Consider the following 12,998-nt stretch of genomic DNA (forward strand, 5'->3'; position numbering starts at 1 on the left):
GGTGGCCTGCGGCGTGGCGATCGCCGGCTGCGCAATCGGCTCGGCGATCGTGCTGGCGAGCATCGTCGCCCACGTCATCAGCGATCCCGCGGCACGCAGCCTGCGGTGCTGGCTTGGACAGCTATCAATCTTGTTTGCGTTGTGGGCCGTTCGTACGATGACACGCTGGCTGCAGGCGCGTCTGGGCCAGCGCGGGGCCAGTGCGGTGATCGCCGAGCTCACCGGGCAGGTGCTGGCCGCGGTGACCGCGCGCCAACCCAGTCAGCAGGCGACACAGCGGGACGCCGCGGCCGTGGTGGTTACCCGTGGTCTGGACGGTTTGCGTCCCTACTTCACCGGTTACCTGCCGACCCTGCTGCTCGCGGTGATCCTGACGCCGGCCACAGTTGCGGTGATCGCCGTCTACGACCCGAAATCGGCTGCCGTCGTGGTGATCACCCTGCCGCTGATACCCGTGTTCATGGTGTTGATCGGGCTGGCCACCGCTGAGCGATCGACCGCTGCCCTGGCCACCATGACCACGCTGCAGGCCCGGCTGCTGGATCTGATCGCCGGTATCCCCACCCTGCGAGCCCTGGGACGGGCTCGGGATCCGGAACACCGCATCGCCGAACTGGGGGCCGCCCATCGACGCTCGGCAATGGCGACGCTGCGGATCGCGTTCCTGTCGGCGCTGGTCCTGGAGTTGCTGGCCACCCTCGGGGTGGCGCTGGTCGCGGTCGGCATCGGCTTGCGCCTGGTGTTCGGCGCGATGAGCCTGAGCGCCGGTTTGACGGTCCTGCTGCTGGCCCCGGATGTGTACTGGCCGCTGCGCCGCATCGGTGTGGAATTTCATGCCGCCCAAGACGGGAGGGCCGCGGCCGACCGGGCTTTCGCGCTGATCGGTCAGCCCGCCGCGACCCCGGGCCGACAGACGGTACCAGCCCGCGGCGCCCAGATCCGCCTGGAAAACCTCAGCGTCGCAACCCGCGACGGCCGCGCACCGCATGATCTGACCGCGGTGATCGAACCCGGCCAGGTCACGGTGCTCACCGGACGAAACGGCACCGGCAAAAGCACCGCGCTGCAGGTGATCGCCGGCCTCACCGTCCCGTCGTCTGGCCGGGTTACGGTGGCCGGTGTCGACGTCACCGAGCTGGAGCCTGCCGCCTGGTGGCGCCAGGTGTCCTGGCTGCCGCAGCGCCCGGTGCTGGTCCCGGGTACCGTGCGAGCCAACCTGACCCTGCTCGGCGCACCCAATGATCTTGAACGCGCCTGCGCGGCAACCGGATTCGACGCGGTGGTGGCCGAGCTGCCGGACGGATGGGATACCGTGCTCGGCCGCGGAGGAGTGGGCCTGTCGCTGGGGCAACGGCAACGGCTGGGTCTGGCCCGCGCGCTGGGATCACCCGCCCCGGTGTTACTGCTCGACGAGCCCACCGCGCACCTGGACGCCGACACCGAGGACCGGGCGCTGGCCGCCATCGTCGAGCGCGCCCGCGCCGGGGCCACCGTGGTGATCGTCGCCCACCGCGAGCGAGTCGTCGCGATCGGCGACCGAGTCGTCGAGGTCAGCTCCGACAGCGAGGTGCGTTATGCGCCGGTCTGATCCCGCGGAGTTCGCAACCGCGGCGAGGCCGGGCGCGGTCCCCCGCAAGCGGGTGGTGCCCCCGGGTCGCCGCCAGCTGGCCCTCGCCGCTGGCCTCTTGCGTCCCCGGCTGCCCCGCATCCTGGCGGCGATCGCGCTGAGCGTGCTGTCGCTGGGCAGTGCGCTGGCGCTGGCCGGCGTGTCGGCGTGGCTGATCACGCGGGCCTGGCAGATGCCGCCGGTGCTGGATCTGTCCGTCGCGGTCGCGGCCGTCCGGGCGCTCGCGATATCGCGGGGCCTGCTGCACTATTGCGAACGATTGGCCACCCACGACACCGCGCTGCGCGCGGCGGGCGCGGCCCGGGTGCGGATCTATCACCGGCTGGCCAACGGGCCGGCCGCGGCGGCTGTCCGGCTGCACAGCGGAGAGCTGGTGACCCGGGTCGGCGCCGACGTCGATGCGTTGGCCGACGTGCTGGTGCGCGCCGTGGTACCGATAGCGGTCGCGGCGGTGCTGGCGCTGGCGGCAACCGCGGTCGTGGGGGCCATTTCGCCGCCGGCGGCCGCGGTGCTGGCGCTGTGCCTGCTGATCGCCGGGGTGGTTGCGCCCCGGCTCGCCGGCAGGGCCGCCGCGACGCAGGAAGCCGTCGCCCGGCACCAGCATTGCCAACGCGACACGTCGGCCATGCTGGCGCTCGAACACGCACCCGAGCTGCGTGTCGCCGGTGTCCTTCCGGAGATCATCGCCGAATCGCAGCGGCGACAACGGGCCTGGGGGGACGCTCTGGACGCCGCCGCCCGGCCGGCCGCCGTCGCGGCGGCCACGCCGACCGCGGCGATCGGGGCCAGCGTGCTCGGCGCGGTGGTGGCCGGGATCGGCATGGCGCCCACGGTCGCGCCCACCACCCTGGCGGTGCTGATGCTGTTGCCGCTGTCGGCGTTCGAGGCGACCACCGCCCTACCGGGAGCAGCCGTCCAGCTGACCCGGTCCAGACTGGCCGCACGTCGCCTGCTCGACCTCACCGCGCACGATCGTCCTCACAAGGCGGCCGCCGCCACGATGCCGCGACCCGCCGTCACCGGCCGGCTATCGGCCGACGTGGATTGCGGTCACCGCGGAACGCGGTACCACGGGGTGGCCGTCGACCTACCGGCGGGGGCCCGGCTTGCCGTCACCGGCCCCAGCGGCTCCGGCAAAACCGCGCTGCTGATGACGCTGGCCGGCCTGCTGCCGCCGGTGCGCGGCCGGGTGCTGCTCGACGGAACCGACCTGACCGACATCGATGAAGCCGAACTACGCAGCACCGTCGTCTATTTCGCTGAAGACGCCCACATCTTCGCGACCACGGTCAGGGACAACTTGCTGGTTGCCCGTGGCGATTGCGGCGACGACGAACTCACCGCCGCCCTGGCCGCAGTCGGCCTGGGCGGATGGCTGGCCGGTCTACCCGAGGGGCTGTCGACGGTGTTGGTCGGTGGCGCGCAGGCGGTCTCGGCGGGCCAGCGCAGGCGATTGCTGCTGGCCAGGGCGGTCCTCTCGCCCGCCCGGATCGTGCTGCTCGACGAACCCACCGAACATCTGGATGTTGCCGACGCCGATCTGCTGCTACGAGATCTGTTGCGCCCCAGCGGCACGCTGATGGGCCCAGCGCGCACCGTCGTGGTGGCGACCCACCACCTCCCCGGGGACCTCGGCTGTGCCGAACTGCCGCTCAAAGGTGCCGCCGGCGCGGCATGAACTCCAGCGACAGCAACACGAAAACCAACGGAAATACCTGAGTCATCGAGATCAGCGCGTAGCGCCGGCCGTCCAAGGCGTGGAATTTGCGTAGGTATCGGTACAGCGACTCGAGGGCGATCAACGGGTCAAGCAGATGGACCAACACGTAGCTGCAGCGCCGAAGCCCGCTGCGCTGGCGGTCGGCGAAGAGTTCCGGGAATGCCGCAAATGCCAATGACACCCGTTGCGCCCCAGCTTCTCTGGCGGCGGTGATCATGTCGACGCTGAGGCGTTCGTCGATCCCGTTGGGGGCACCACGACGCCGCCACGGCACGTCGAGGGACACGTCGCTGCCCGCGCCGGCGGTCGCGTACCGATGGAAGCCTTGCACCCGGCCCTCGGCGTCCCTGGCGATGATCAGCTGTATTCCCGGGTAACGGCCGGCCAACACGCCGTCGAGGTTCATGCAGAATCCACGATCGGTGTGCGCCCCGCTCGCTGAGGCCAACAGCACCTCGGTCAGCTCCGCCCGTTGGTTATCGTCGAGTTCTTGCTCGGCGACCATCTCGGTGGTGATGCCGAAGTTGTGCGTGCGTTGCACCGCCTGCCGCAGGTTGCGGAACTTGCGCCCGACCATGTCAAAACTGGACGCGTCGACCACCACGTCGCGACCGATGGGTATCGCACGCAACGATTGGCCGATCACGGCCTCGTCGCTCCACAGCGGCAGCCGGCGCTCGCTGCAGCCCACCACCACGATCCGCCAACCGTGGGTGTGGCACATGGCGGCAAAGTCGGCGACCAGCTCAGCAAACTGCGCCTCGTCACCGATCGGGTCCCCACCGACCACCGCGAATCCCATGCGGGTCCGGTATGCCAGCGCAGCGGCGCCGTCCGCGCTGAAGTGGTAACACTTGCCGGCCTGCATGGCGAACGGCGCCAGCGGGTCCGCCTTGGTGGCGTTGACCAGAGCCCACACCCGGGGCAGATCTTCGGGTCGCGGATAGGCGGCCGTCGGCCACATCAACACCAGGCCGGAACTGGCGATCAGCGCCTCGCCGAGCAAGTCGAAGAACAACACGTGCACCGCCAGGCCCACCACCAGGAACGCGCCGGCCGCGGCCGCATGCATTGCCGTCACCGGGCGGCCAAGGAAGATGCCCCGGGCGATCAACGCCACCGCCGCCAGCACCGTCAGCGACCAACTCAAGCGGCCGGTGGCCTGCCAATCGGCGTGCCGGTAGTCGTGGGCGAGCAGTGCGATCAGCCAGCATGCCACGCAGAACAGGGCCACGGCGCCGAGGCAGCGCGCCCGCAGCGAGTCGACGTGCACGACGACGCGTTCGCGCGCGCGAACCCTCGGTACCACATCGACCGACGGTTCGTTCACCCTCACCTCCCGATGAGCTGCCAACAACAGGAACGGTACGCCTGAGAACCGCGGTGCTCGGCACAAAACCGGCAGACGCACCGCATGTGTCTATCGGGGAGCGGCAGGAAAGTACTTCAACACCCCCTCTTGGACCACCGTGGCGATGAGTTGCCCGGAGCGGTCGAAGAAGTGCCCGCTGCCCAGCCCGCGGGAGTCCGCGGCCACCGGCGACGACGTGGAATACAGCACCCAGTCGTCGAAATTGACCTGACGGTGAAACCACACCGAGTGGTTGGCCGATGCCGCGAAGATGCGGTCGAAACCCCACGACAGCCCGTGGGTGGTGATCACCGGGTCCAGCACGGTGGTATCGGAGGAATACAGCATCGTCGCGGTGTGCAGCACCGGATCGTCGGGCATGGCACCCAGGGCCTTGAGCCAGACCCGGTTGTAGGGCAGCCGATCGCCCTTGGTCCGCATCACCCAGGCGGGGTCGTTGGTGTATCGCCACTCGATGGGCCGCAGCGCGTTGACGAAGTGCGGCACGGTGTCCTCGTAGCCGCGCAACAGCTCGCCAATCGTCGGCAGCGTGTGCGGTTCGGCCACCTGAGGCGGATCGACGGAGTGCTCCAGCCCCCGCCCACCGGACATGTAGGAGATCATCGCCGAGGACAACAGGGTTCCGTCCTGGACCGCGTCCACGCGCCGATTGGCGAAACGGCGCTCATCGCGCAGCCGCACGACGTGGAATTCGATGTCCTTGGCGGTGTCGCCGCCGTTGATGAAATGCACCGAGAGCGCGCTGGGCGGCAGGTCTGCACGGGGTAGTGTGCGGCTACCCGCCACGAACGACTGCGCCATGAGAAGTCCGCCGAATGTTCGCATCGGGTTCTTGCTGGGATGTGATCCGGTGAACCGGTCGTCGGTGACCCGGCGGAGATGCAGTACCGACAGCAGTTCCTCGAAATCCGATGTCGGTTTTTCTCGCGCATTCGGCTCATCGCCAGCCGCCACGGGCATGCTCTCCTTTGGGATTAGACGTCGTCCTCCCCGATCCGGTGCACGTGGATCAGGTTGGTCGAGCCCACTGTGCCCGGAGGGGCGCCGGCGACGATGACCACCAGGTCACCGCGCCTGTAGCGGCCCAGCTCGAGCAGCGACTTGTCGACCTGGCGGATCATCCCGTCGGTAGACCTCATGTGCGGGACGATGAACGTTTCGGTGCCCCAGGTCATGGCCAGTTGGCTGCGTACCTCGGGCAGATCGGTGAAGGCCAGCAGCGGCAGCGGGGTGTGCAGGCGGGCCAAGCGCCGCACGGTGTCGCCGGATTGCGTGAAGGCGACCAGGGCCTTGGCGTCGAGTCGCTCGCCGATGTCGCGGGCCGCATAGGAGATCACGCCCCGCTTGGTGCGCGGCACATGCGTCAACGGTGGAGCGGCCGTCGAATTCTCCTCAACCGCACACACGATCTTCGACATGGTCCGCACCGCCGCCAACGGGTATTTCCCGACCGACGTTTCGCCGGACAACATCAGTGCGTCAGCGCCGTCGAGCACGGCGTTGGCGACGTCGGACGCCTCGGCACGGGTCGGCCGTGAGTTCTCGATCATCGAATCGAGCATCTGGGTCGCCACGATGACCGGCTTGGCGTTTTCGCGGGCCATCTGGATGGCCCGCTTTTGCACCAGCGGAACCTCTTCCAACGGCAGCTCGACACCCAAGTCGCCGCGAGCCACCATGACGCCGTCAAACGCGAGCACGATGGCCTCGAGATTGTCGATGGCTTCGGGCTTTTCCAGCTTGGCGATCACCGGTACCCGCCGGCCGATCCGGTCCATCACCTCGTGGACCAGCTCGATATCCGACGGCGAGCGCACGAACGAAAGCGCGACCATGTCGACGCCGAGGTTCACCGCGAACGTGAGGTCCTCGATGTCCTTCTCCGACAGCGCAGGGGCGGTCACCTTCATCCCGGGCAGCGACATGCCCTTGTTGTCGCTGACCGGGCCACCTTCGACGACGGTGCAGATCACATCGTCACCCTCGACGCCATCGACCACCAACCCGATCTTGCCGTCGTCGATCAGGACCCGATCACCGGCGGCCGCGTCCATGGCTAACCGCTTGTAGGTGGTCGACACGCGGTCATGGCTGCCTGGGCAGTCGCTGACGGTGATTCGGACGGTTTCCCCGTCGGCCCAGTAGGTGGGCCCGGTGGCAAAGCGCCCCAACCTGATCTTCGGGCCCTGCAGGTCGGCAAGCACACCGACCGCGCGCCCGGTGGCATCGGAGGCCGCCCGGACCCGCTCGTAAGCGGCCTTGTGATCCTCGTAGTTGCCGTGACTAAAGTTCATTCGGGCGACGTCCATTCCGGCCTCGACCAAGGCCATCACCATGTCGTCTTGTTGGGTGGCCGGCCCGAGAGTGCAGACGATTTTTCCGCGTCTAGTCACGACGACAAAGCATAGTCCCGCTCGCTGGCATCGGGGTGTTTCGAAGACGCTACGCAAATGGCCGAACCGCGGACGGCTACCCGCTCAGCACCGTCGGTACCAAGGGGAAGCCGGGTAGGTTACGCAGCACCGTCCACCCGATCATCGCGACCGCCACCGTGATCATCACCGGTATCGGCCGCAACGACTGGCCGCGGTGGTGGCGCAGCAGAACCCAACCCGCTAGCACCGGGATACCGAAGAGCGCAAAGACGTTGTCGTTGATGCTGGCCGCTAGGTCACCGTGCAGCAGATCGTGCATCATCCGGAGACCACCGCAGGCGGGACAATTCCAGCCGGTGAGCAACTTGAACGGGCACCGTGGGTACGGCGAATGCGGGTCATGCGGGTCGACGAGTCCGATGTAGCCTAGGGCGCCGGCCAGCAGCACCGCCGAACCCGCGGCACCGCAGCGACGAAGACGACGGAGACTAGGTTCCATCGCGCAACGGGCGGCCCCAAGGGTCGCTCACATTGTCGGTCAATATCAGCAATGCGTCGATAAGACCCCAGATGACCGCGCCCACTCCGCATGTCAGCCAGCCCACGAGCAGCTGCGCGATACCCAACCCGGTGTGACCGATGTAGATGCGCCCGATACCGGCGATCCCGATCAGTCCAAGCAGCTGCAGTAAACCCGCAACCGTTTTCGATTTGTCGGAGTATGGCTTCCCGCTCACGGGGTGCCGACCAAAGGGCGCCGACGGGTCGACGTAGGCGCCGCCCGCCGCGTACTGCGGATATGACGGATACTGCGGAGGAAAGGGCGGCGGGTATCCCGGTGGCTGCTGCGGCGAGCCGGGCGGCGCGCCAGACCACGGCTGGTCGGTCACCGTTTCAGCATGCCATGTCCACCCGCCTTCACGCCCGAGTTACCGCGGCGGACATTGCCCAGCGGTTGCCCCGGTGAGCAACGTCCGCTCGTCATCGGCGGCGCCGCCGTGACCGCGGCACTGTGCCCGGGCAGACAGATTCAACGCAGCCCGGGGTTGACTTGGCATGCGCATCATCTTCGGAGCAAAACCACCCGTTATTGGCATCACATGCCAGCAGATGGTCGCGGTCGCGGCCCGCGTCGGCTGCGGGGCCTGATTCGCCATTGCCACGGACACCGGCACCACCAGGATGCAAACGGCCAGGTTATGTTCCACCTACGTTGGGAGGCCGCTACCTGCCCGACCGATGCCTCAGATTCCTCAGCCGGACTCGCCAACCCCGCCGGGTGGTAGTCGCCTCCGACGTCGGGCTCGCGGCTGGCTTATCGCCGTCACCGGCCGGCTCTTGCTCGCTGGATGTCGCGGTCTCTGTCGTCGTCACCGGCTCAGCTGCTTCGACAACGGCCGTGACTTCTTCGGCTGCTTCGGTCACCGCCGCCGGCTCGGACTGTCCTTCGGACTCAGCGAGCGCAGCGCTAGCGACTTCGGGCTCCTCGGTTACCGCTTCGGCTACAGGTTTTTCGGCTTGGGACTCAACGGTTTCCGGCGCTGCTGCCAGGTCCGCGATGTCACGCTCGGCCGCCTCGGCCTCTTCGGCCTCAGCCTCCGGCTGGGCTTCAGCCGCTTGGGCCTCAGGCTCTTCGGCCTCGACCTCGGCAGTCTCAGGCTTCTCGACGTCAGCCTCGGTGATCTCGGCATCCGCACCCGCGGACTCCGCAACCCCCGCTGTGGCTTCGGACTCGTCGGCTGGCGGCCCCTCGACTTCAGGCTCGGCGACCGCGGCCCGCAGAGTCTGGGCCTCTCCCACGTCAGCCTCGGCAACTTCGGCCGTCGCAGTCTCGGGCTCCTCGGCCTCCCCGTGCTCCGGCTCGGCTGCTGCCGCAGACGCCACCGTTTCGACCGAATCAGCCGATTCGGCGTCCTTCGCCGAACCAACAGGCGCCGCAGCGGTCGCGGCCGAGGCCGCGGCAACAGCGGCAAGCTCCGCGGGCTCGGGCTCCGGAAGCTCTTCGGCAAACTCGGGCCGGCCGCGCACGACCGCCGGATCCTCGCGGCCTTTGGGCGCCAAAATGACGTAGACCACGGCCCCGATAAACACGAAAGTCGAGGTGAACGAATTGATCCGGATGCCGGCGAGGTGCGTGGCGGTGTCGTCACGCAGCAACTCGACGCCGAATCGGCCGACACAGTACAGCGCGACATAGAGCGCGAACAGGCGCCCGTGACCGAAGGTGAAGCGGCGGTCCAAGTAGATCAATGCGGCGAATACCAAGACGTTCCATAGCAATTCGTAGAGGAATGTCGGCTGCACGACGAGTGCCACCTGACCCGTCGAGACGCCATCCAAGGAATGCACGTCGACGAATCCGGCGGGATCGCGACGGTAAAAGATCTCCAGGCCCCACGGCAGCGTGGTTTCCCGGCCATACAGCTCCTGGTTGAAGTAGTTTCCGAGCCGACCTATCGCCTGCGCCAAGATGACCCCGGGGGCGATCGCGTCGAGCACGGGCGGCAGCGGAATTCCGCGAAGCCGGCACCCGATCCATCCGCCCACCGCACCGAGGGCTACCGCGCCCCAGATCCCCAAGCCCCCGTCCCAGATACGCAGCGCCGCGCCGAACCCGGCACCCCCCTCACCGAAATATGTCCGCCAATCGGTAGCCAGGTGATAGAGGCGGCCACCGATCAAACCGAAGGGCACCATCCACAGCGCGAGGTCGTAAACCGTACCGCGCTCGCCGCCGCGGGCCACAAAGCGCCGATCGCCGATCAGCATTGCCACCACGATCCCGGCGATGATGAAAAACGCGTAGGCGCGAATCGGCAGCGGCCCAAGGTGCCACACTCCGCGCGGCGGACTGGGGAAGTAGGCGAGCCAGATCGTCGTCACGCGGACATCCTCTGGCGCACACCGGCGGCAAGGTCCGCGGCCAGCGCACGCAAGCTGGCCAAACCCTCGCCCAACGCCGACACCAGCGCCGAGCCGACGATCACCCCGTCGGCATAGCTGCCGATCTGCGCAGCCTGCTCGCGCGACCGCACACCCAGGCCGACCCCGACAGGTATGTCAGACACCGCCTTTACCCTCCCCACCAGTGTGGGCGCGGCCTGCGAAACCGTATCGCGCGCCCCGGTAACCCCCATTGTCGACGCGGCGTAGACGAACCCGCGTGAAGCCTCGACGGTTTTCGCCAATCGTTCGGGCGTCGACGACGGCGCCACCAAAAAAACGCGGTCCAACTGATGCTCGTCGGATGCCGCAAGCCACCGTTGCGCCTCCTCGGGAATGAGGTCGGGAGTGATGAGTCCGTGCCCACCCGCCGACGCCAAATCTCGCGCGAATACCTCAACCCCATAGCGCAGCACCGGATTCCAGTACGTCATCACCACCGCACTACCACCGGCTTTGCTGATCGCCTCGACCGCGGCCAAGGTATCCCGGACCCGCACTCCCCCACGCAGCGCCGCCTCGGTAGCCCGCTGGATGGTGGGGCCGTCCATACCCGGATCCGAATAGGGCACACCGACTTCGATGATGTCGCAGCCGGATTCGACTAACGCGACCATGGCCCGAACAGACGTCGGCACATCGGGGTAACCGGTGGGCAGATATCCGATCAGCGCCGAGCGATCATCCGCCCGGCACGAATCGAAAAGCGGTCCCAGCCTACTCGCCCGGCGTTGCTGCACAGTCATCATCAAACCGACTCGCCCGCATCGCCGTTGGGTGTCAACAGGCCGAACCACTTGGCGGCCGTCTCGACATCCTTGTCACCCCGGCCCGACAGATTCACCACTATGACCGCCCCCCTTCCCAATTCAACACCCAGCTTGAGGGCGCCCGCCACCGCATGCGCGGATTCGATGGCCGGGATGATGCCTTCGGCGCGACAGAGCAGACGGAACGCCTCCATCGCCTCGGAATCGGTGATCGGCCGGTATTGGACGCGCCCGGTCTCGCTGAGCCACGCGTGTTCCGGGCCCACCCCCGGATAATCCAATCCCGCCGAGATCGAGTGGGATTCGATGGTCTGGCCGTCCTCGTCCTGCAGCAGGTAGGAGAACGATCCCTGGAATGCACCGGGAGAACCACCGGTGAGTGTGGCCGCATGCCGGCCGGTCTCGACACCGTCGCCCGCCGCCTCGAATCCGACCAAGCGCACACCCGGATCGTCGAGGAACGCGTGAAAGATCCCGATGGCATTGGATCCTCCACCGACACAGGCCACCACCGCATCCGGCAGCCTGCCCGCTTGATCCTGGATCTGAACACGCGCCTCCATGCCAATGATTCGCTGAAAATCACGCACCATTGTGGGGAAAGGATGCGGTCCGGCAGCCGTGCCGAAGCAGTAATACGTGTTGTCAGCGTTGCTGACCCAGTCCCGGAACGCCTCATTGATGGCGTCTTTGAGTGTCCTCGAGCCGGTGTCGACGGAGACGACCTCGGCCCCCAGCAGGCGCATCCGCGCCACGTTCAGCGCCTGACGCGCGGTGTCGACGGCCCCCATATAAATGACACAGTCCAGGCCAAGCAGCGCGCACGCGGTTGCGGTGGCCACCCCGTGCTGGCCGGCGCCCGTCTCGGCGATGACGCGGGTCTTGCCCATCCGGCGCGCCAGCAACGCCTGGCCGAGCACGTTGTTGATTTTGTGAGAACCGGTGTGGTTCAGGTCTTCTCGCTTCAAGAAGATGCGCGCCGACCCGGCGTGCTCGGCGAGCCGGGTTGTCTCGTACAGCGGCGACGGTCTGCCGGCATAGTGTGCCTGCAACTTGTCGAGGGTGTCCAGGAAATCCTGATTGACGCGTTCCTTCTCATAGGCGACGGTGACCTCCTCGATCACCGCCATCAGCGCCTCCGGGACGTAGCGGCCACCCCAACCACTGGGGCCACCGAAATGACCACCCGAATCGGGTTCGTGGCTGGTCCGTTCGGCAATGGCAGCACTGGTCCGCGGAAGATCCGGGCGAGTTAGATCTGCCATCACCAGGACTCGACATGCGCGCGGCTCATCGACGGCTAGCGCGCCGGTTTCGGACAGGACGGATGGGTGCCTGCGGTGACCAGATCGGCAACCGCCGCGCGTGGATCACCACTCTTGACCAGACCCTCACCGACCAAGACAGCATCGGCACCCGCGCCGGCGTATGCCAATAGATCACCGGTGCCCCGCACACCGGATTCGGCGATCCTGATCACATTGCTGGGCAACCCCGGAGCGATACGCGCGAAGCAATCCCGGTCAACCTCCAGCGTCGTCAGATCGCGGGCGTTCACGCCGATTACCTTGGCCCCGGCCTTCAACGCCCGGTCGGCTTCTTCTTCGGTGTGCACCTCAACGAGCGCGGTCATCCCGAGTGATTCGGTGCGATCCAGCATCGACACCAGTGCCGACTGGTCCAAGGCGGCGACGATGAGCAACAGCATGTCAGCGCCATGCGCACGCGCCTCGTGGATCTGATACGGCTGCACGACAAAGTCTTTGCGCAATACCGGAATCGAGACCGCGGCTCGCACCGCGTCCAGGTCGTCGAGCGACCCGTGGAAACGTCGCTCCTCGGTCAGCACGCTGATGATCCGGGCGCCGCCATCCTCGTAGGCACGGGCCAGCTCCGCCGGGTCGGCGATCGGCGCCAGCGGACCCGCCGACGGGCTGGCGCGCTTGACCTCGGCGATGACACCGATGCCCGGCTCACGCAGGGCGGCCAGCACGTCCAGTGGTGGCGGCGCCGCCGCGGCGGCCGCCTTGATCTCCGACAGGCTCACGATGGCTTCGCGCGCGGCAACGTCGGCCCGGACCCCCTCGAGGATGGAGTCGAGCACAGTTGCCGGACTCATGCCTACCGATTCCCTTCCGACGATCCGCAGCCGATTTCGACGACGTTCATGAAGGGTAGCGACCGCCGGCGC

Annotated in this window: 10 protein-coding genes and 1 pseudogene; 2 read left to right on the forward strand and 9 right to left on the reverse strand. The window is 67.6% G+C overall.

Annotation, left to right across the window (positions count from 1 at the left end; translation table 11 throughout):
* The first annotated feature begins 34 nt into the window (after positions 1-34).
* Together cydD and cydC are read left to right on the forward strand one after the other, a co-directional pair.
* Positions 35-1,588: a thiol reductant ABC exporter subunit CydD gene (cydD, locus tag G6N20_RS07840; RefSeq protein WP_232065510.1), complete on the forward strand. Its 1,554-nt coding sequence runs from the start codon at positions 35-37 to the stop codon at positions 1,586-1,588.
* Positions 1,575-3,346 (forward strand): annotated as a pseudogene (cydC, locus tag G6N20_RS07845) (thiol reductant ABC exporter subunit CydC). Before cydD ends, cydC begins: the two are co-directional and overlap by 14 nt.
* On the opposite strand, the gene G6N20_RS07850 reads toward cydC, so the two are convergent.
* The 9 genes from G6N20_RS07850 to trpC all read right to left on the reverse strand — a co-directional run bounded on the left by G6N20_RS07850 (position 3,280) and on the right by trpC (position 12,926).
* Entirely contained in the window at positions 3,280-4,707 is a 1,428-nt protein-coding gene (locus G6N20_RS07850; protein WP_232065511.1) for a bifunctional lysylphosphatidylglycerol flippase/synthetase MprF, read from the reverse strand. The pseudogene cydC and the gene G6N20_RS07850 sit on opposite strands and share 67 nt — an antisense overlap.
* 60 nt (positions 4,708-4,767) lie before the next feature.
* A complete protein-coding gene (locus tag G6N20_RS07855; RefSeq protein WP_083046052.1) occupies positions 4,768-5,679 on the reverse strand; it encodes an acyl-CoA thioesterase II in 912 nt (303 codons plus the stop codon).
* A gap of 14 nt (positions 5,680-5,693) precedes the next feature.
* Positions 5,694-7,112, reverse strand: coding sequence for a pyruvate kinase (gene pyk, locus G6N20_RS07860; RefSeq protein WP_083046051.1), 1,419 nt, complete (start codon positions 7,110-7,112; stop codon positions 5,694-5,696).
* Positions 7,113-7,188: 76 nt separating this feature from the next.
* Complete coding sequence (locus G6N20_RS07865; protein WP_083046050.1) at positions 7,189-7,593, reverse strand: DUF2752 domain-containing protein; 405 nt, start codon at positions 7,591-7,593, stop codon at positions 7,189-7,191.
* Complete coding sequence (locus tag G6N20_RS07870) at positions 7,583-7,984, reverse strand: NINE protein (RefSeq protein WP_083046049.1); 402 nt, start codon at positions 7,982-7,984, stop codon at positions 7,583-7,585. The genes G6N20_RS07865 and G6N20_RS07870 overlap by 11 nt, the downstream gene beginning before the upstream one ends.
* Positions 7,985-8,318: 334 nt before the next feature.
* On the reverse strand, positions 8,319-9,968 hold the full coding sequence (locus tag G6N20_RS07875) for a prolipoprotein diacylglyceryl transferase (RefSeq protein WP_372516346.1): 1,650 nt from the start codon (positions 9,966-9,968) through the stop codon (positions 8,319-8,321).
* 5 nt (positions 9,969-9,973) lie between these two features.
* A complete protein-coding gene (gene trpA, locus G6N20_RS07880) occupies positions 9,974-10,783 on the reverse strand; it encodes a tryptophan synthase subunit alpha (RefSeq protein ID WP_083046105.1) in 810 nt (269 codons plus the stop codon).
* Between the two features lie 2 nt (positions 10,784-10,785).
* Positions 10,786-12,072 carry a tryptophan synthase subunit beta gene (gene trpB, locus G6N20_RS07885; protein ID WP_083046047.1) on the reverse strand — a complete coding sequence of 429 codons (1,287 nt, stop codon included), beginning with the start codon at positions 12,070-12,072 and terminating at the stop codon, positions 10,786-10,788.
* A 35-nt stretch (positions 12,073-12,107) separates the two neighbouring features.
* Positions 12,108-12,926 (reverse strand): indole-3-glycerol phosphate synthase TrpC, encoded by an 819-nt coding sequence (gene trpC / locus G6N20_RS07890; protein ID WP_083046046.1) that lies wholly within the window; start codon positions 12,924-12,926, stop codon positions 12,108-12,110.
* Between the last annotated feature and the right edge of the window lie 72 nt (positions 12,927-12,998).

The organism is Mycobacterium shinjukuense (assembly GCF_010730055.1).
GTDB lineage: Bacteria > Actinomycetota > Actinomycetes > Mycobacteriales > Mycobacteriaceae > Mycobacterium > Mycobacterium shinjukuense.

Bases quoted from the DNA above. Each gene is read 5' to 3' on its own strand.
- trpA (WP_083046105.1), bottom strand. From the start codon at position 10,783: ATGACTGTGCAGCAACGCCGGGCGAGTAGGCTGGGACCGCTTTTCGAT.
- G6N20_RS07855 (WP_083046052.1), bottom strand. From the start codon at position 5,679: ATGCCCGTGGCGGCTGGCGATGAGCCGAATGCGCGAGAAAAACCGACA.
- trpC (WP_083046046.1), bottom strand. From the start codon at position 12,926: ATGAGTCCGGCAACTGTGCTCGACTCCATCCTCGAGGGGGTCCGGGCC.
- trpB (WP_083046047.1), bottom strand. From the start codon at position 12,072: ATGGCAGATCTAACTCGCCCGGATCTTCCGCGGACCAGTGCTGCCATT.
- G6N20_RS07865 (WP_083046050.1), bottom strand. From the start codon at position 7,593: ATGGAACCTAGTCTCCGTCGTCTTCGTCGCTGCGGTGCCGCGGGTTCG.